The organism is Aurantiacibacter sp. MUD11, from assembly GCF_026967575.1.
Taxonomy (GTDB): domain Bacteria; phylum Pseudomonadota; class Alphaproteobacteria; order Sphingomonadales; family Sphingomonadaceae; genus Alteraurantiacibacter.
Genome location: NZ_CP114054.1, coordinates 663,282 through 681,955 on the forward strand (window position 1 = coordinate 663,282; position 18,674 = coordinate 681,955).

General features: G+C 63.3%; 17 protein-coding genes and 1 tRNA gene. 6 read left to right on the forward strand and 12 right to left on the reverse strand.

Annotated elements, in window-relative coordinates:
* Window positions 1-208 precede the first annotated feature (208 nt).
* The 4 genes from OZN62_RS03220 to OZN62_RS03235 all read right to left on the reverse strand — a co-directional run bounded on the left by OZN62_RS03220 (window position 209) and on the right by OZN62_RS03235 (window position 5,550).
* Window positions 209-1,369 (reverse strand): efflux RND transporter periplasmic adaptor subunit, encoded by a 1,161-nt coding sequence (locus tag OZN62_RS03220; protein ID WP_269101315.1) that lies wholly within the window; start codon window positions 1,367-1,369, stop codon window positions 209-211.
* Window positions 1,366-3,729: an ABC transporter permease gene (locus OZN62_RS03225; protein ID WP_269101316.1), complete on the reverse strand. Its 2,364-nt coding sequence runs from the start codon at window positions 3,727-3,729 to the stop codon at window positions 1,366-1,368. The genes OZN62_RS03220 and OZN62_RS03225 overlap by 4 nt, the downstream gene beginning before the upstream one ends.
* The gene (locus tag OZN62_RS03230) at window positions 3,726-4,436 is read right to left on the reverse strand and encodes an ABC transporter ATP-binding protein (protein WP_269101317.1); all 711 of its coding nucleotides are present in this window, start codon (window positions 4,434-4,436) and stop codon (window positions 3,726-3,728) included. Before OZN62_RS03230 ends, OZN62_RS03225 begins: the two co-directional genes overlap by 4 nt.
* A gap of 211 nt (window positions 4,437-4,647) precedes the next feature.
* Window positions 4,648-5,550 carry a LysR family transcriptional regulator gene (locus OZN62_RS03235; RefSeq protein WP_269101318.1) on the reverse strand — a complete coding sequence of 301 codons (903 nt, stop codon included), beginning with the start codon at window positions 5,548-5,550 and terminating at the stop codon, window positions 4,648-4,650.
* A gap of 81 nt (window positions 5,551-5,631) precedes the next feature.
* Between OZN62_RS03235 and OZN62_RS03240 the strand changes: the two genes are divergently transcribed.
* The 6 genes from OZN62_RS03240 to OZN62_RS03265 are packed head-to-tail and all read left to right on the forward strand — an operon-like array spanning window position 5,632 to window position 11,038.
* Window positions 5,632-6,747: an FAD-dependent oxidoreductase gene (locus OZN62_RS03240; RefSeq protein WP_269101319.1), complete on the forward strand. Its 1,116-nt coding sequence runs from the start codon at window positions 5,632-5,634 to the stop codon at window positions 6,745-6,747.
* Between the two features lie 10 nt (window positions 6,748-6,757).
* Window positions 6,758-7,660, forward strand: a complete 903-nt coding sequence (locus OZN62_RS03245; protein ID WP_269101320.1) for a VOC family protein — start codon at window positions 6,758-6,760, stop codon at window positions 7,658-7,660.
* Window positions 7,661-7,666: 6 nt separating this feature from the next.
* Window positions 7,667-8,824 (forward strand): alpha/beta hydrolase family protein, encoded by a 1,158-nt coding sequence (locus OZN62_RS03250; RefSeq protein ID WP_269101321.1) that lies wholly within the window; start codon window positions 7,667-7,669, stop codon window positions 8,822-8,824.
* On the forward strand, window positions 8,818-9,507 hold the full coding sequence (locus tag OZN62_RS03255; protein ID WP_269101322.1) for a glutathione S-transferase family protein: 690 nt from the start codon (window positions 8,818-8,820) through the stop codon (window positions 9,505-9,507). The genes OZN62_RS03250 and OZN62_RS03255 overlap by 7 nt, the downstream gene beginning before the upstream one ends.
* Window positions 9,504-10,070: a cupin domain-containing protein gene (locus tag OZN62_RS03260; RefSeq protein ID WP_269101323.1), complete on the forward strand. Its 567-nt coding sequence runs from the start codon at window positions 9,504-9,506 to the stop codon at window positions 10,068-10,070. Before OZN62_RS03255 ends, OZN62_RS03260 begins: the two co-directional genes overlap by 4 nt.
* A complete protein-coding gene (locus OZN62_RS03265; protein WP_269101324.1) occupies window positions 10,067-11,038 on the forward strand; it encodes a fumarylacetoacetate hydrolase family protein in 972 nt (323 codons plus the stop codon). The genes OZN62_RS03260 and OZN62_RS03265 overlap by 4 nt, the downstream gene beginning before the upstream one ends.
* 138 nt (window positions 11,039-11,176) lie before the next feature.
* On the opposite strand, the gene OZN62_RS03270 is transcribed toward OZN62_RS03265, so the two are convergent.
* The 8 genes from OZN62_RS03270 to aspS form a co-directional block, all read right to left on the reverse strand.
* Window positions 11,177-12,487 (reverse strand): hypothetical protein, encoded by a 1,311-nt coding sequence (locus tag OZN62_RS03270; protein ID WP_269101325.1) that lies wholly within the window; start codon window positions 12,485-12,487, stop codon window positions 11,177-11,179.
* Window positions 12,488-12,625: 138 nt separating this feature from the next.
* Window positions 12,626-12,702 (reverse strand) — tRNA-Met (locus OZN62_RS03275).
* A gap of 105 nt (window positions 12,703-12,807) precedes the next feature.
* A complete protein-coding gene (locus OZN62_RS03280) occupies window positions 12,808-13,482 on the reverse strand; it encodes a Crp/Fnr family transcriptional regulator (RefSeq protein WP_269101326.1) in 675 nt (224 codons plus the stop codon).
* Between the two features lie 30 nt (window positions 13,483-13,512).
* Complete coding sequence (locus OZN62_RS03285) at window positions 13,513-14,043, reverse strand: 2'-5' RNA ligase family protein (RefSeq protein ID WP_269101327.1); 531 nt, start codon at window positions 14,041-14,043, stop codon at window positions 13,513-13,515.
* Window positions 14,040-15,011: an endolytic transglycosylase MltG gene (gene mltG, locus OZN62_RS03290; protein ID WP_269101328.1), complete on the reverse strand. Its 972-nt coding sequence runs from the start codon at window positions 15,009-15,011 to the stop codon at window positions 14,040-14,042. Before mltG ends, OZN62_RS03285 begins: the two co-directional genes overlap by 4 nt.
* Before the next feature lie 15 nt (window positions 15,012-15,026).
* Window positions 15,027-16,286, reverse strand: a complete 1,260-nt coding sequence (gene fabF, locus OZN62_RS03295) for a beta-ketoacyl-ACP synthase II (RefSeq protein WP_269101329.1) — start codon at window positions 16,284-16,286, stop codon at window positions 15,027-15,029.
* Between the two features lie 99 nt (window positions 16,287-16,385).
* Window positions 16,386-16,622, reverse strand: a complete 237-nt coding sequence (locus tag OZN62_RS03300; protein ID WP_269101330.1) for an acyl carrier protein — start codon at window positions 16,620-16,622, stop codon at window positions 16,386-16,388.
* 100 nt (window positions 16,623-16,722) lie between these two features.
* Window positions 16,723-18,522 (reverse strand): aspartate--tRNA ligase, encoded by a 1,800-nt coding sequence (aspS, locus tag OZN62_RS03305; protein ID WP_269101331.1) that lies wholly within the window; start codon window positions 18,520-18,522, stop codon window positions 16,723-16,725.
* Window positions 18,523-18,674: the final 152 nt, after the last annotated feature.

Below are 18,674 nucleotides of genomic sequence, written 5' to 3' on the forward strand. Positions count from 1 at the left end.
ATGAGTTCTCTCCCTAATGGGTCTCGAAGTGGCCGAATCTCTTGGGCCACCGATCACCATGTGGCCGCGCTATGACCGCAATGGCGTGCGGGCAACATGGAATTGCCAACATATCAGTTGGACAAATCGCCACCTCGCCGTCGCGGGCATTCCGAGCAATATCCGTATTTTCGCCTAGGCCGCTGCCAAGCCCACCGCCCGGCAGATGCTATTCTCGCGGTTCAACCCGCACGCCGTCTTCCAGCGCCCCTCCGGGATTGAGGATGACGGTCTCACCCTCGTCCAGACCCTCCAGCACCTCGGCGTGTTCGTCGTTGAGATGGCCCAGCACGACCGCCCGTTCGACCGCCCGGCCGCCATCGATGGCGAACACGCGCCAGTCGCCTTCCGACCCGCGGAACAGGGCGCCAATCGGAACCCTCAGGGCATCCTCGGCGCTCCACAGTACGAATGTCGCGTCGATCTGATAGCCGTGCCCCAGCCGTGCGAGCGCCTCGGCCTGCTCCGCATCGAAGCCGACGATCACGTTCACCCGCTGCTCCTCTATCCCGAGCGCGGAAATCTTGAGGCGGCCGAACGGCTCCACCTGGGTCACCCGTCCGGTGATGGTGCCCTCCCCGCCCCACTGGGTAATCATCACCAGGTCGCCGACGCTCACGCGAGCAGCCTCGCGCGAGATCAGGTCCACGACGGCCTCGATCTGCTGCGGGTCGCCGATTGTCATCAGCTGCGTACCCTGGGCAATCACGCCTTCGCTTTCGGTGATGACTGACATCACCGAACCGCTGGCAGGCGCGCGGACCGGAACCGGGGTTCCGGAGCCGGCACCGCCCGGTTGCGTCAGCAGCGCCTCGATCCGGCGCACTTCTCCGCGCGTCTGGTCGAGCACGGCACGACCATTGGCAACGCGAGTTCGCGCTGCTTCCAGTTGCGCCCGCGGCAGGAACCCGCGTTCTGCCAGTTCCTCTGCCCGGACCAGGTCCCGCTCGGCCTGTTCCAGCGACGCCCGCGCGCCGCCTTCGCTGGCGCGCGCGGAGGTCAGCGCCGCACGCAATTCCCGCTCGCTGCGCTGGTCCAGCGGGGTCGACGGCACCCCGGTCATGCGGGTGATCAGCGCGCCGCGGCTGACCTCGTCACCTGCCTCAAGCTCGATGCGCGCCAAGTATCCGGTGACCGGCGCGGAAACGACATAGTATTCCTCCGCCCGCGTCACGCCGTCGTCGGTTATGCCCACGGTCATCGGGCCACGCGAGACTTCGCCAGTGTCGACCGGCACCCTTTCCGGCCAGAAGGCGAACAGCAGCCCGGCCGCCAGCAGCAGCGCGATCAGCAAGGCCCAACGCCAGCGTTTGATGAGTGAAACGATCATTCCTGAGCCTTCAGCACCCGTACCATGTCCAGTTTGAATACCCGCATGGCGACGACCACTGCCGTGAGCGATGCCGAGGCCATGACCACCAGGCTGGCGAAGCCATAGGTCGAGCGCGAAGGCGCGAACGGGAGGCGGAAGAGGTCGGAGCTGAACATCGCGGTCATGAATTGCGCCAACCAATACCCGAGGATGCATCCCACGGGAACCGCGGCCACCACCAGCAGCGCCAGCTCGCCCAGCATGACGATGCCCACCTCGCTGCGGAAATAGCCAAGTACGCGCAGGGTCGCGAGTTCATGGGCGCGCTCGGAGAACAGGATGCGGGCACTGTTGTACACCACCCCAACGGCAATCGCGGAGGCGAAGGCGATGTAGAAAACGAGCATGGTGTTGATGTTCTCGTCGATCAATTCTTCGAACCGTTCCATCGCAGCGTCTCGCTCGGTTACCCCAAGCACCAGCGGCATGTCTTTGAGTTCGGTCAGAATCCGGTCGCGCTCTGCCGGATCGATCCGAAGCTGCGCCGCTCCCACGGGTGCGGCATCGCGCGTCAGCCGTTCCAGCACGCCCTGCGTCGCATAGGCCCGCTCCCCGATGAATTCGTCGACGATCCCCGCGACGTTCAGATCCAGCTCCGTTTGCCTGCCACCAAGCAGCTCGACGTGGATGCTGTCCCCGGCATCCACGCCCAGCTTGTCCGCCATGCGGCGACTGAGCATCAGGCCGGCCGGCGGCAGGCCAAGCTCGTTGCCATCGGCATCGATGCGAGCGGACAGGACGGCATCCTCGCTGGTGCTCTCGATGGCTGTCCGTTCCATCCGGTTGGTGAAGCTGAGTTTGACCGGCACGCCGCGCACCGGTTCCGCACGCAAGACCCCGGGAAGCTGTTCGAGCTCGTAGAGCACGTCCTCGTTGCGCGGCTCGGTGAAGGTCACCGTCATGTCCTGCCGCTGGGCGCGGAAGAAGTAGGAATCGAGCATGGTGCGGCTCGAGTCCATGAATTGCAGCGTGGCGAACAGCAGCGCCAGCGACAGCGAGACGCCCAGCACCGTGATGGCCGAGCGCCACGGCCAACGCGCGATATGACGGGCGATCATGTGTCCGATTGCCGAGAATCCCCCCCAGGTGCCGAATTTCTCCAGCATGCCCGAACGGTAGACCGGCGGCGGCGGAGGCGACATGGCCACGGCCGGGTTCAGCCTTGCCGCCGTGCGCATCCCGCCAAGGGCGCCCAGCCCTGCCGCCCCGAAAGACAGCAGCGCCGCACCGAGGAAAACGTTGCCCGAGACGCGGTATTCGAGGAACGGGAAGCGGAAGAACTCGAGGTACAGCTCGGTCATCGCCCGACCCATCCAGATCCCTGCCAGCGATCCGCCCAGTGTCGCAAGTCCGGCGACCACCAGGGAGAATTTCAGGTAATGCGCCGCGATCGCCCAGTCGGAATAGCCGAAGGCCTTGATCAGCCCGATCTGGGTCCGTTCGGTACGGATCAGCCGGCCCAGCACGATGTAGACCAGAAAGGTCGCCACCACCAGGAAGACCGGCGGGATCACCTGCGTCATCGCATCGAGCTGCATCAGCTCGTTATCGACGAAGGCGTTGGAGATGTGGTCTTCACGGCCATAGGCCCCCGCCCCACCATAAGGGGCGACAATATCGTCGACCTTGCGGATCACCTCGGCCTCGGAGACGCCGCGTTGCAGGGTGAGCGAGATCGAGTTGATCGCTTCCTTGCGGTCGGTCGCCGCTTCCAGCGCCTCCTCGCCCATCCAGAAGATGCCGAAGCGGGTGTTGTCGGGCACCAGGTCGCCCGGTGCCAGCGAGTAGATGAAGTCGGGCGCCAGTCCCACGCCGACGATCCGCAACGGTTGCCGGCTACCGTAGATCAGCGCCGAAACCTCGTCCCCGACGGCGAGCGAACTGGCCTGGGCAAAGGCTTCGTCCACCACCACTTCCTGCGGCGCCCCTGCCCGCGGCAGGCGGCCTTCACGCAGGGTGATGAGATTGAGGCGGTTGTAGCCGTGCTCGTCGATGGAATTGATCAGCGCGCGCACCGGGATGACCCGACCCGGCATGTCGAGCGAGGCATATTGCTGGATGCGCCCTTCCACCTGCTGGACGCCCTCGATGGCGGCGATGCGGTCGACCACGCTGCGCGGGGCGCGGGTCATCTCCACGAAGACGTCGGCGTAGTGGTTGCGCGCGTAATAGGCGTCGCGCGTCTCTGCCAGCGAGCGGCTGACGCCCATCGAAAGCACGAAGGTGGAGGTCGCCGCCGCCAGCACCAGCGCAATGGCGAGCGCCTGTCCTCGCATACGCCACAGGTCGCGCAGCAGCTTGAGGTCGAGCGCCCTCACCAGCTGATCTCGCTCGGATGAATCGGGCTGTCGTTCGTTTCAACGCGCGCGATGCGCCCGTCGAGGAAGTTCAGCACCCGGTCCGCCATGGCCGCGATGCCGACGTTGTGGGTGATGACCACGACTGTCGTGCCCAGCTCGCGGTTGGCCAGCGCCAGCGTTTCCAGCACGCGCACGCCGGTCTTGCTGTCGAGCGCCCCGGTCGGCTCGTCGCACAGCAAGACGCCCGGTTGCTTGGCGACGGCGCGCGCCACGGCGACGCGTTGCTGTTCACCGCCGGAAAGCTGCGCCGGATAATGGTCTGCCCGGTCGGTCAACCCGACCAGTTCGAGCGCCTCCATCGCGTCCATCGGGTTCGCCGCAATATCCGTGACGAGCTGGACATTCTCCTTCGCGGTGAGGCTGGGGATGAGGTTGTAGAACTGGAAGATGAAACCGATGTTCGCCCGCCGGAAGCGCGTCAGCTGGCGATCATCCAGCGCCACCAGGTCGGTATCGTGATAGAACAGCTCGCCGGAAGTCGGCCGGTCCAGCCCGCCGATGATGTTGAGCAGGGTCGACTTGCCGCTGCCCGACGGCCCTAGCAAAACCAGCAGTTCCCCCGCCGGAATCTCGAGATCGGCACCCCGCAGGGCATGAACCTCGGTCTCACCGGTCTGATAGACCTTGCTGAGGCCGACGCCTCGAAAGGCAAGCTCCGTCGTCAAATTCCCTCCTTGTGCATCCGGCAAGGACAATGCAACATCATGATTGCACGGGCCTTGACGTCGAACAAAGCGGTTTCGAAACCGCAGGGCGGCACCGGGCGACTTGTGCTGTTTGACGTTGGTCAGCCGCCAGATGGCGTCGGCAGCAGATCCGGCTCTATTTGGCCGTTCGATCAATCAAGACGCTAACCGAAGTTCTGGTCGGACGCGTTTACTCTTCCGCTGCCGAAACGATCTGCTCAACAAGCCACGCGATTCCTGCATCCTCCTGCCTTGCACTGTTGATCTGGATCATCTGGCGCATCTTCGGAAACCGAAACGGCAGTTCCTGCCATTCCAACGGCAGTCGGGCGGCCATCAATTCGGCTAACCGCCGATGCATGATTGCGAGCCGGTTGGTGCCCACCAACAGGTCGGGCACACTGGTGAAGGAGGCGACAGTCATCTCAATGCGCCGATCGATCCCGGCTTGCTCAAGCTGGCTTTCTGCAAAGGACGCGCGATTGACCTGGCCGATCCGCACCGCAATGTGACCTGCCTCGACAAAGTCGGCGGTCGAAATTGCACCACGCATCAGCGGGTTTCCTGTCCAGCCGACGACCACATGGTCCTCCTCGAACAAGAGCCTGGTCGGATGACCGGCTACACAATGGTCCTCTGGCGTAAGCAAGATGTCGACCTCGCCCCGCTCCAATCCGACCTGTGCCTGTTCGGAAGGCGGTAGGAGATCGAACGACAGATAGGGGGCCCTCGCCTGCAGGGCCGAGACGATCCGAGGAAACAGGACCGCCACGAGATAGTCCGACGCACAGATGCGAAAGCTGCGACGCGAAGTGGCTGGATCGAACCGGGTCGAGCGGATGATGAGCCCATCGATGCTGGCAAGGATCGGAGCGATCTCCTCCCGCAAAGCGAGAGCTTCCGCGGTCGGGATCATCTGCCGGCCTCGTGGAACCAGCAGCGGATCGTCGAAATAGGCGCGAAGCCTTGCAAGGGCGGCGCTCATCGCCGGCTGCGAGAGATTGAGGCGGGAGGCGGCGCGCGTGACGCTGCGCTCTTCCACCAGCATATCGAGAGCCTGAAGCAGGTTCAGGTCGAGCCCTTTGAAGCGCATGCAGGTTTATCCAAATGACGAATGGGTTGGCATTAGAACAATCGATTTTTCTTATCAAATGGTGCTCGCCATATTCGAGGCATGGATCAGCAAAACATATTGATTGTCGGCGGCGGCATCAGCGGCCTCACCTCGGCCATCGCCCTCCGACGTTCAGGGCACAGGGTCACCGTGATAGAGCGCGATCCCGATTGGACGGTCTATGGGGTCGGCATCATCCAGCAAAGCAATGTCTTGCGCGCGATGAAGCACCTCGGCCTGCTGGGGGACTATCTCTCCGCTTCCGTCGGCTTCGATGCCGTCGCAGTCCACGCGCCCGACGGAACGCTGGTGGCGAAAGTACCCTCGCCTCGACTGGTGGAAGGCTGCCCCGCCAATGTCGGCATCGGCCGGCCGGCCTTGCAGAAAGTGCTGGCCGATCGTGCGACCAAGGCGGGCACCGAGATACGGCTCGGCCTGACGGTCGATGCGATCGAAGAGGATGCGGCTGGTGCGCATGTCACCTTCTCCGATGGCTCCTCAGCGCGGTTCGACTTCGTCATCGGTGCCGACGGCGTTCATTCACAGACCCGCGCGATGCTCTTCCCCGAAGAAGCCGGGCCGCAGTTCACGGGTCAGTCCGTCTGGCGTTACAATCTGCCGCGCCCCCCGGAACTGGATTCACTCCATGTCTACAACGGACCGACGGGCGCCGGCCTCGTCCCGATCAGCGAAGAGCTGATGTATATCTACCTTACCACGCCCGAGCCGGGAAACCCGCGCTATCCGGAAGCAGGCCTTGCCGCCGTGATGCGCGCGCGGATGGAGACACTGGCACCTGATCTGCGGGAACTTGCCGACCACATCACCGATGATGCCGCTGTCGTCTATCGTCCGCTGGAAGCCTTCATGCTGAGCGGTGACTGGCACAAGGGGCGCACCGTTCTGCTGGGCGATGCGGTGCACGCGACCACGCCTCACCTGGGGCAAGGCGCCGGGATGGCGATAGAGGATTCGATCGTGCTGGCCGAAGAAATCGACAGCGCCGAAACCCCGCAACAGGCTTTCGCCGCCTATCGCAAGCGCCGTCTCGAACGCTGTGCCTATATCGTCGAACGCTCGCTCGAAATCTGCATGGGCCAGCTCGGCAAAGGGCCGCCCGTCGATAATGCCAAGGCCACTGCGGAAATGTTCCGCGTGGTATCCCAACCGATATGAGGAGCAGGCAATGAGCCGCGTCACCGAAATCCGCTATGTTGGTTACGGGGTCGAAGACCTCGATGCCGAACGCGCATTCTATGCCGATCACTGGGGGTTGGAGGAGCTGCCTGCCGAAGACGGCATGACCTGGTTCCGCGCGGTGGGATCGCCGGAACATCACGTCGTCCGCCTGCGTCCCTCGGATGCAAACCATGTCGATGTAATTGCACTGGCGGCAAGCAGCCGGGGTGATGTCGATGCATTGCACACCAGGGTCGCAGAAGCTGGCTGCAAGGTCATCCACGCGCCGCGCGACCTTGCATCGCCCGGTGGCGGCTATGGCTTCCGTTTCTTCTCACCTGACGGCCTGCCGTTCGAGATTTCCAGCGATGTCGCACACGGCGAAGCGCGCGAGGTGGACCGCTGGGAAGGCATCCCGCTGCGCATCAGCCACATCGTGCTGCATTCGCCGGACCACCAGGCAGCGGTGAAGTTCTTCTGTGACGTGTTGGGCTTCAAGGTCAGCGACTGGCTGGGCGACTTCATGTGCTTCCTGCGCTGCAATTCCGCCCATCACCGGCTTGCCATCCTGCCAGGGCCGCCCTGCCTCAACCACGTCGCCTACGACATGACCAATGTCGATGGCATGCTGCGCGGCGTCTCGCGCCTGAAACAAGGAGACATCGATATTCGCTGGGGCCCCGGCAGGCACACGGCCGGCGACAACACCTTCAGCTATTTCGTCACGCCTGCGGGCTTCGCGGTCGAATATACCGCCGAACTGGAAGAGGTCGATTTCGACACGCACGAGGCCAAGGTGCACGAGCCAGGGCCGCGTATCATGGACCAATGGGGTATCGGCACCGGTGGGCCGCAAACCATGCCGCATGCCGCGCCCGACCCGAAGCTGTTCCAGTCGGCGGAGGTTTGAGGCGAGATGGCGCTGTTCGAGTATTTTCCGAACTACATCTGGAACCTATCCGTCGCCATGGCGCTGGAGAGTGGCGGCAAGATCGGCGAGATCATCGACATGTGCGAGCCGATCCGCGAGGCGGCGGAAAGCGGCGATGCGGGAACGCCCGACTTCATGCGGCAATGGGTCGCCAGGGCGGACGAGCTGCTGGAGCTGGCCGCCGAGGATGAGCGGCGCGGACGCGGCTTCTCGGCTTCGAACAAGCTCGAACGCGCCTCTCTCTACCTGCTGGTAGCGGAACGGATGCAGCAGCAAGGCTCTGCCGGGCGGGAGGAAACCTACCGCAAGGCACGGGAGGCTTTCGATCGCTCGACCCGGCTTGGCTCGATCAACCGAGAACGCGTGGAAGTGCCGCTCGCCAGTGGCACGATGCCGGCGCTCTACACCCGCGGCGAAGGCGACGGGCCGCGCCCAGCGGTGGTCTATTGCAACGGCCTCGATAGCAGCAAGGAGCTGCTCTACTGGTCGCGCCTGCCAGAGGCATTGGCAAGGCGCGGCATCTCGACCCTTTGCGTGGACCAGCCCGGAACGGGAGAGGCTTTGCGCCTGCAAGGGCTGCCGGTCGATCCGCATTCCGAAAGCTGGGCCAGCAGAGCGGTCGACTGGCTGGAAGCGCGAGACGATGTCGATCCGGCTCGCATCGGCATGACCGGCATCTCGCTTGGCGGCCATTTCGCCCCGCGCGCCGTCGCCTATGAACCGCGCTTCGCCAGCGGCGCGGTGTGGGGTGCGAACCACAACTGGCGAGAGGTGCAGGACGCCCGCATCAAGCGCGAAGGCGAAAATCCGGTGCCACACTACTGGGCGCATGTCTTCTGGACCTTCGGCGCCAGCGATATGGAGGATTTCCTGCAAAAATCCGAAGGCATGAACCTCAACGGCCATATGGACCGCATCACGGTCCCCTTCCTCGTCACCCATGGGGAGGCAGACCGTCAGATCAGCGTGAACTATGCACATCAGGCCTATGACCAACTGGTCAATTCGCCACGCCGCGAGCTGAAGATCTTCACCCCGCGCGAAGGCGGCGTGGAGCATGTCGGGGCAGACAACATGTCTTATGCGCGCGATTACATAGCCGACTGGTTCGCCGAGACACTGGGAGGACGCACGCAATGCTGAAACTGTGGTTCGCGCCGAACACCTGTGCTCGCGTGACGATGACCGCGCTGGAAGATATCGGCCTGGAATACGAGACGGGATTGATCGCCTTCATGGCAGGTGAGCACCGCAAGCCGGAATTCCTCGCCGTCAATCCTTCGGGCAAGGTGCCCGCGCTGGAAACTCCGCAAGGCGTGCTGGTGCAGAACGGCGCAATCCTGTCTTGGCTGGCAGAAACCTATCCGGACGCGGGCTTGCTCCCGGCAACTGATGACCCCTTCGAAAAGGCCCAGCAGCAGGCCGAGATATTCCGCTGCTCGAGCGACCTGCACCCCCTCGTCACGCGCTTTGTCATGCCGCAGATGATTTCAAGCGACCCGGAAGACGCGCCACGCATTCGGGCGAAGGCAGAGGAGATGCTGCGCTTCCAGCTCGCCCCTCTCGCAGACCGTCTGGATGCGGCCGACTGGCTGTTGGGTGACAGCTGGTCGGTACTGGATGCCTACGTCGCATGGATTTGGTTCCGCATTACCGGATCGGGTTTCGATGATAGAGCGTTCCCTTCCCTGCTGAGGCATCACCAAAGTGCCATGAATCGCGCCAGCGCCAAGGCGGCACTCGCTCGCGAAAGCGCAGCGGAAGCAGCATTGGAAAAGCGAGGGCTGCTTTTCCGTCCACCATTCGCCAAGGGAGCAGAGCGATGAGCGACCACCACGTCAGGCGGATCGTCACCGGACATGACGATCAGGGGCGCGCGATCTTCCTGGAGGATGGGCCCGTACCCCGCGTGCAGCGTATCGGCGGCGAGCATGGCCCACTGTTCTTCGAGGTCTGGAACACGCGCGAGACACCCGCGCGGATCGAACCAGCCAGTGGCGAGCCTGACGAAGACGGCATCCAGCTCGCCCCGCCGAAGGGCGGCACCCGCATTCGCGTGCTCGACATCCCGCCTGATGGTGACCGTCTGGATGATGTAACACCCGAGGAAGCCCGCGCGCATTTCGCCGAAGTCGGCGCGGTCGAGGCTTCTTCTCACAGCGGGAAAGGCAGCCGTCACGCCCATATGCACCGCACCGAGACGGTCGATTACGGAATCGTGCTGGAAGGGGAACTCACGCTGATCCTCGACGAAGGTGAAACCACTTGCCGGGCGGGAGACATCATCGTGCAACGCGGCACCAACCACGGCTGGGCGAACCGTAGCGACGCAAACTGCCGGATCGCTTTCATCCTGATCGACGGCCAATACGCAGGCGGGCTGGAATGAGGCTCGCCACGCACAAGGATGGCAGCAAGGATGGGCAGCTGCTGGTCGTGTCAGCAGACGGTGAGCGCTGTCTTCCGGCAGCGAGCAGGATCACCAACCTGCGTGAGGCACTGGAGGATTGGTCTGCTTCTGAACCCGGCCTTCGGGCGCTATCCGAGCGGATCGAGAATGGCGAAGGCGACACGCTCGATCCCTCGGCATTGATGGCGCCGCTGCCGCGAGCCTGGCAATGGCTCGACGGCTCGGTATTCCAGACCCACGCCGACCTGATGCAAATCGCTCTTGGTCATGAGCCAATCGTTCATGAAAAGCCGCTGATGTATCAGGGAATGTCCGACCGGTTTCTTGGACCGTGTGACGATGTGCCCTTCCCGTCCGAGGAACATGGCATCGATTTCGAAGGAGAATTCGCGGTCATCGTCGACGAGGTGCCGATGGGCACCGCCGCCAGCGAGGCAATCGAGCTGATCCGGCTGATTGTGCAAGTGAATGATTGGTCATTGCGGAACCTTGCCGTGCCGGAAATGAAAACCGGGTTCGGCTGGGTGCAGGCCAAGCCCGCCTGTTCCATGGCCCCCTTTGCCGTCACGCCGGATGTGCTTGGCGATGGCTGGCGCGATGGTCGCGTATGCCTGGACCTGGCGATTGACTGGAACGGCGTTCGCTTCGGCAATGCCAACGGCCGCGAAATGGCGTTCGGTTTCCATGAGCTTATTGCCCACGCTGCTGCCACCCGCGACCTTGCTGCCGGCACGGTAATCGGATCCGGCACGGTGGCGAATGCAGATTATGGCCGGGTCGGATCCAGCTGCATCTCCGAGCGCCGGGCCATCGAGATTATCGCCGAAGGCCAACCACGAACAAACTATATGCGCTTTGGGGAAGAGGTCCGCATGGCGGCAACCGACGCGGGCGGATACTGCCCGTTTGGCGTGATCGAGCAACGGGTGATCGGTCCGCAAGGATGATCAGCGAGCACGCAGGACGCTATCGGAAAGACTTCTGAAAAGTCGGTGGCGAAGGTGGAATTCTACCCCCGACATGCGGATTAACATTCCAGTGTGAAATCTGCGGGTTGTCGTGTTCTCACTGTCCCTGGACGCATGTCACTGGCCTTCCCCTTGCCAAGGTGTCAGCGCATCGGAGCCATTGATGAGGATGACGTGATCCACTTCAGGCTCGGTGCTGTCTTCCAACTCGAACCTGAACACATACGTCAGGAGTCCCGACTGCTGCCGCAGACGATCACTTCCAATGTAAGGTGAGCGAGGCTCAAATGGAGAATACAGCGTGGCGGGAGCGTCAGTCATCCGCTTGAGATCGCCAATCCCGTACAGATAGGAGAGGTAGGGATTGTCCTGACTCATCGTGAAATCTGTGTAGGGGCCATCGTCCTGCAGGAAGCCGGGCAAGGCGCGCGAAGGCATGTTTTGCGAGCTGTCCGCATAGACCATCAGCACGGAGGCGATCCCGTCTGCGAATGGCAAATCGCTGTTCTGCAGTCGCAGGGCCATTGGCTCGCCCGTTTCATTCACGCGGGTCTTCATCACGTGAAACAATCCCCAAAAGCCGTAGATCGGTTCATCATCCCCGATGCCGAATTCCTCGACCATCGTTCTAATGTTGTCCGGGATGACATCGTAGCGGCCAGCACCGTCAAGCGACGCCAGCAGATTTCGTGCAATGTATCGGACGCGCTGGCTGACTTCGGGCTCAATTGCTGAGCTCTCCGCAAGAATCGGCAATGCAGCTTCAAGCGCGGGGCGCAAGCGCTCTGCATCGAAGGAGCCTGAAACTGCGCGCTTCAGATCAGCGATTTCAGCTGGAGCTTCGTCCGGAACGTCGGCAAGCAGCCGGGCCAACCACTGCGCGGCATCCTGTTGTTGGTTCTCCCTGATCAGATCCACCCCGAAATAGCGGATTTGGCGGTCTTCAGGCTGGCTCTGGTTGTAGTCCCGCAAGGCAATCAGCTTGTCATAGTGCTGCTGATTTCCCCACTGTGCCGACTCCGACAGCCACCGCTCAAACACCGGCGCGATGAAACTCTCGTCGCCCGTATCGAGATAGGCATTGAATCTTTCGGCCTGCACCGGGCTGAGTTCTGCCATCAGCCACGTCAGGCCAAGCCTCCGATTCAGGTGGATCATCATCGCCAGGTCGACCTGCTGAGCAGTCTGCGCCCCATGAATTTCGCCAAGCAGGAAGAGCTTGTTGTCATAGAACGAGGCTGGGAACTGCAGGCCGCCATCAGCACTGGTCAAGTCGAGAGGCCTGGTGTGATCTTCCAGATAGGCGACGTATTCGCTTGCCGAGAACCGCTCCTTCAGCACCGTAGTCCACGGCCATACAAGGCCGATTGCGATCACCACGAGCAGGCTTATCCCCACCCACTTTGCCAGCTTCCTGATTTTTTGCATTCCAGCCCCTTACTCGGGAGCCACGGTAGTCACCGAAAGAACGCCGGACAATGCTATCAGAACCACCTGCCCACAACGCGTGCGCCTCGCAGGCAGAGCTGTCGGAAGGCTCAAAACCAGTCGTGAGTGGAAGAATCCTGGTAGCGGAGGAGGGACTCGAACCCCCGACACGCGGATTATGATTCCGCTGCTCTAACCACCTGAGCTACTCCGCCCCATGGGCAGGCCCCTCGAACGGGGGCGAGGCGGCGCATTTAGGGGTGGTTTGCCGCCCGGTCAACCTGCTTTTGCAGCGCGCGTGGGCGGCGCCGGATTCCGCCTCAGGATGCGGTCGCAGCGGCCTTGTTCATGCGCAGGATCTTTGCCGCGAGACCGCGATTCAGGGCGGCATCGAAAGCGCGGTTCAACTCGGGAATTGAGCCGGCCATGGCGCCCAGCCCGTCGCGATCGAACTGGGCGATGCGCATGGGGTTGGTGACGCGTACCGTGGCCGATGCCTTCTCTCCGGTAATCAGGCTCATCTCTCCCAGGAAATCGCCCGGCCCGCAGACACCGACGATCTTGCCGTCATGCTCAATCGCGGCAGCGCCGGAGGCGACATAGATCAGCGGCGGCTTGGATTGGCCCTGCTCCATCAGCACCTTGTCGGTCGGCGCATCGCGCCATTTCACTAGGTCGAGCAGGTGGCGTTGCTGTTCGGGGTCCTGCACCTGCAGCACGCCTTCCAGCAGCTCGCGTTCCTCGTCACTCAGGTGGTGCCGCCGCGACCGCAGCAGCAGCAGCAGCAATTGAACCGCGTTGACGATGACGAATGCAGCCACCAGCACGTCGCCGATGGTCCCAAGCCCGACGAGAATGACGTAGACCAGCGCCGCCACACCGGCAGCCAGCGCCAGTATGCGCACCCAGCGAAGCGAGGCCATGGCGACGGCAGCCACCAACAGGACACCGGCGGTAATCGCCGCAATCGTCGCCAGGTTCAGGTCACCATCCATGATCCGCTCCCCATGCGCGACCCCGGAAATTCAGCGCCTATTGTGCCCGCGGAAAGGAAATTTTCCAAGGCGTTCCCACGGCCCGCCAAGATAGGCGTGCAGGCCCAGCCCGGCGAAGGCGAAGTCGCGCGGCTGGATGCGCGGGGTGAGCTCTGCCTGCAGCGCCTTGGCTTCCTCGATTGTCACCTTGTTCTGGATGGTGATGTGCAGACGCGGCTGGTGCTCGTCCTGCGGGGTGAGCATGCCGTGGAAGCGGTCTGCCAGTTCGCGCCAGAGGGCGATCATGCCCTCGCTCTCCAGCTTGAGCGCGGTGCCCTTCCCCAACTTCATGATCCCCACCAGGCGCGCCGGCACGGGAGCGTAATGGCGCGCCATGGCCGCCAGGCAATCGCGCACTTCACCCTCCGCGCTGGGTGGCAAGGCGTGAAACAGCGTGACGTGCGCCTTCAGGAAATTGCGCTCGGGCGGGAAATGCTCGGTGCGCAGCTGGTTGGCCCAGCTGTACAGGTCTTCGGGCAGCTCGGCGGTGACGATCAGCGGGACGTTGCCGCTCCCGCTCACATTTCACCTCGCTCGCGGCGGATGGCGAACCAGCGCTCGACCGCCGCGTTATGCTCTTCCAGCGTGGCATTGAACTCGTGCCCGCCAGTGCCGTCGGCGACCATGAACACCGCGTCGGTTTCGGCCGGGTTGAGCACCGCCTCGATGCTGGCGCGGCCCGGATTGGTGATCGGACCAGCCGGCAGGCCCGCCATCTGGTAGGTGTTGTAATCGTTGATGTCGGCAATCTCCGATTGGCGGATACGCCGACCGAGCGGGCGACCGCGGGTGATCGGATAGATGATCGTCGGGTCGGCCTGAAGGAAGATGCCCTGCCGGATGCGGTTGGAATAGAGTCCGGCAACCATGCGGCGTTCCTCTGGCACGCCGGTTTCCTTCTCCACGATGGAGGCGAGAATCACCGCCTCTTCGGGCGTGTTCGCTACCGTGCGGTCGCTGCGGTTCGGCCACAGTTCGGCAATGGTCTCGTCCATCGCACGCTGCATGCGGGCGAGCACGGCCACGCGCTCTTCCCCGCGTTCGAAATCATAGCTCTCGGGCAGGACGGAGCCTTCTTCCGGCACCGGGATTTCCCCGACCAGCAGCGGCTCTGCCATCAGGATATCGTGCACGATCACCGAGGGGGTGCCTTCGGGGATGGTGATGAAGCGGCGGATCACGTCGCCATGCTGGAAGGTATCGAGAATGCCGGAATTGCTGATCCCGGCAGGCAGCAGGAACTCACCCGCCTTGATCGGATCGGAGCTGCCAAGGATCTTGGCGCGCAACAGGAAGGCATCGGCGGAGGCAATGTGTCCCTCCTCCTCCAGCTTCTGCGCCACTGCCGTCAGCGAGGAGCCGGAGGGGACGATGAAGGAGACCTCCTCCTCCACCTCGGCCCCGCCGTACCAGCCGAGCGCGAACCAGCCGCCGACGACCAGCCCCGCCAGCAGGGCCAGCGCGACAATGCCCGCCAACAGCTTCTTCATGGCGCTACGCCCTTCTTAGTCGACCCGCTTCATCACCAGCGAGGCATTGGTCCCGCCAAAGCCGAAGCTGTTGTTGAGCACCGCGCCCACTTCGCGCTTCTTGGCGGTCAGCGGAACAAGGTCGACACCCTCGGTGCCCTCGTCCGGGTTGTGCAGGTTGAGCGTCGGCGGCACCACCTGGTCGCGCATGGCGAGTATGCAGAAGATGCTCTCAACGGCACCCGCACCGCCCAGGAGGTGGCCGATGGCGCTCTTGGTGCTGCTCATCGAGGCACCGCCAAGATCATCGCCCAGCACGCGCTTCACCGCGGCCAGCTCGATCGTGTCGGCCATGGTCGAGGTGCCGTGGGCATTGACGTAGTCGATATCCGACGGCTCCAGCCCGGCCTTGCGCAGGGCCATGCGCATGGCGTTTTCCGCGCCCTTGCCTTCCGGATGCGGGGCGGTGACGTGATAGGCGTCGCCCGACAGGCCATAGCCGACGACTTCGGCATAAATGGTCGCCCCGCGTGCCTTGGCGTGCTCGTATTCCTCCAGCACCACGACACCTGCGCCTTCGCCCATGACGAAGCCTTCGCGGTCCTTGTCATAGGGGCGGCTAGCCTCGGTCGGACGGTCGTTGAAGGCGGTGTTGAGCGCGCGCGCCTGGGCAAAGCCGGCAATGCCGATGGGGCAGATGGTCGCTTCCGCGCCGCCCGCGAGCATGATGTCGGCATCGTCGTCACGGATCATCCGCGCAGCATCGCCGATCGAGTGCGCGCCGGTGGAACAGGCGGTCACGACGGCATGGTTCGGGCCCATCAGGCCGTACTTGATCGAGACCTGGCCGCTGATCAGGTTGATCAGGCGACCGTGAACGAAGTGCGGCGACACGCGGCCGGGCCCGCGTTCGTGCAGGTTGACCGATTCCAGCTCGATGCCCGGCAGGCCGCCGATGCCCGAGCCGATGGAGCAACCCGCGCGCAGCTTGGTCGCCTCGTCCATCTCGGTCAGGCCGGCGTCTTCCAGCGCCTGTCCCGCAGCGTCGATGCCATAGACGATGAAGGGATCGACCTGTCGCTGAATCTTGGAATCGACACGCTTGTCGGCGTCGAAGCCCCACGGATGGTCGGCAGGTTTCACCTCGCCTGCGATGGTGCATTTCTGCCCCACCGGTTCGAACTTGGTGATCGGCCCGATGCCGCTTTCGCCGGCGATCAGGTTCTTCCACGTGGTTTCAACATCTCCGCCCAGGGGCGTGACAAGGCCGAGGCCGGTAACGACTACGCGCCGCATATCTTCTCTCCGCAATCAAGAAAGGCCCAGCCACAATGGCTGAGCCTCCCATCCCCGTCCGCGTTCGGCGGGCCGTTTCGCGAACAGGGCAAGCCGGTGTTAGCCGGCGTTCTCTTCGATGTACTTGTTGGCGTCGCCGACCGTGTTGATCTTCTCGGCAGCGTCGTCGGGAATTTCCACGCCGAACTCTTCCTCGAAAGCCATCACCAGCTCGACGATGTCGAGGCTGTCGGCGCCCAGATCGTCGATGAAGCTGGCGTCCGGAGTCACCTTGTCTTCTTCAACGCCGAGATGCTCGACAACGATCTTCTTCACGCGGTCAGCGATATCGCTCATGTATTCCCTCTCAAACTTGGGGTTTCGAATTCTGTTTTCGCCCTAATGAACGGCGACAGGCAAAGCAAGTGCCCGCCCGTCATTCACCAAGATGACCGGTTCACGCCTTCTCGCCATCGGGGGCCGTCTTGGGCGGCTCCACCGTGCGGATGTGCACGTCGCGCAGCTGGCGCGCGCTGACCATGGACGGCGCGCCCATCATCAGGTCCTGCGCCCGCTGGTTGAGCGGGAAGGCGATGACTTCGCGGATGTTGGGCTCGTCGGCCAGCAGCATGACGATGCGGTCGATGCCGGGAGCGGAGCCACCATGCGGCGGTGCGCCCAGCTTGAACGCCTCGATCATGCCGGAGAAGTTCGCGTCGACCTCTTCCTTCGAATAGCCCGCGATTTCAAAGGCCTTGTACATGATGTCCGGACGGTGGTTCCGGATCGCGCCCGAGGACAGCTCGTAGCCGTTGCAGACGATGTCATACTGCCAGGCGAGGATTTCGAGCGGATCCTTGCTTTCCAGCGCTTCCATCTCGCCCTGCGGCATGGAGAACGGGTTGTGGCTGAAATCGACCTTCTTGAGGTCTTCATCGTACTCGAACATCGGGAAGTCGACGATCCAGCAGAACTTGAAGCAATCCGGCTCGATCAGCTCCAGCTGCTCGCCCACGCGGGTCCGCGCGGCGCCGGCCAGCTTGGCGGCTTCCTTTTCCTTGCCCGCGGCAAAGAACAGCCCGTCATTCTCGCCGAGACCAAGCTCGTCGTAGATCTTCTGCATGTTCTCGGGGCCGTGGTTCTTGGCAATCGGGCCGCCGAACTCGCCCTGCTTGCGGGTGACGTAGCCAAGGCCGGAATAGCCCTCGCGACGTGCCCAGTCGTTCATCTCGTCGAAGAACTTGCGACTCTTCTCGTTGGTGTTCGGCGCCGGGATGGCGCGCACCACGCCGCCGCTGCCGACGATCTTCTCGAAGATGCCGAAGCCGCTCTTCTCGAAGTGGCTGGAAACGTCGGAGATCAGGATCGGGTTGCGCAGGTCCGGTTTGTCGGTGCCGTACTTCAGCATGGCTTCGGCATAAGGAATGCGCGGGAACTCGCCCGCCGGAGTCACGCTCTTGCCGCCCGAGAATTCCTCGAACACGCCGGCCAGCACCGGTTCGATGGCCTGGAACACGTCTTCCTGCGTGACGAAGCTCATCTCGAAGTCGAGCTGGTAGAATTCCGGCGAGCGGTCGGCGCGCAGGTCTTCGTCGCGGAAGCACGGGGCAATCTGGAAGTAACGGTCGAAGCCCGCCACCATCAGCAGCTGCTTGAACATCTGCGGCGCCTGCGGCAGCGCGTAGAAGCGGCCCGGGTGCAGGCGGCTCGGCACCAGGTAGTCGCGCGCACCTTCGGGCGAGGACGCGCCCAGGATCGGCGTCTGGAACTCGCTGAAACCCTGGTCGGTCATGCGGCGACGCAGGCTGGTGATGACCTGGTTCCGCAGCATGATGTTGCGGTGCATGGTTTCGCGGCGCAGGTCGACGAAGCGATACTTCAGGCGGATGTCTTCCGGATATTCCTGCTCACCGGCGACCGGCAGCGGCAGTTCTTCCGCCTTGCTCTGCACGGTGACGGAACGGGCGAAGACCTCGATCTCGCCGGTCGGCAGGTTCGGGTTTACCGCCTCGGCGTCGCGCGCCTTCACCTCGCCATCGATGGTGATGACGCTTTCCAGCTTCAGCGAATCGAGAATCTCCAGCGCGGGCGAATCCTCGTCCGCCACCACCTGGGTGATGCCGTAATGGTCGCGCAGATCGACGAACAGCACGCCGCCGTGGTCGCGCTTGCGGTGGATCCAACCCGAGAGGCGAACGGTCTCGCCGACGGCGTCCTTGTTCAGGGCGGCACAGTTGTGGGTACGGTAAGCGTGCATGAGGACTCTTTTCAATTCGCAGGGTATGACGCTAAGGGCGCGCGGGCGATGCGCGGCGATACGCCAGTTTCACGCGCGCGCTAACAGGCGAAGCACGCCGTTTTGTCAAGGATGACAAGACTTGCGCGGGCCTAGCCGCAGGACGGTGAACC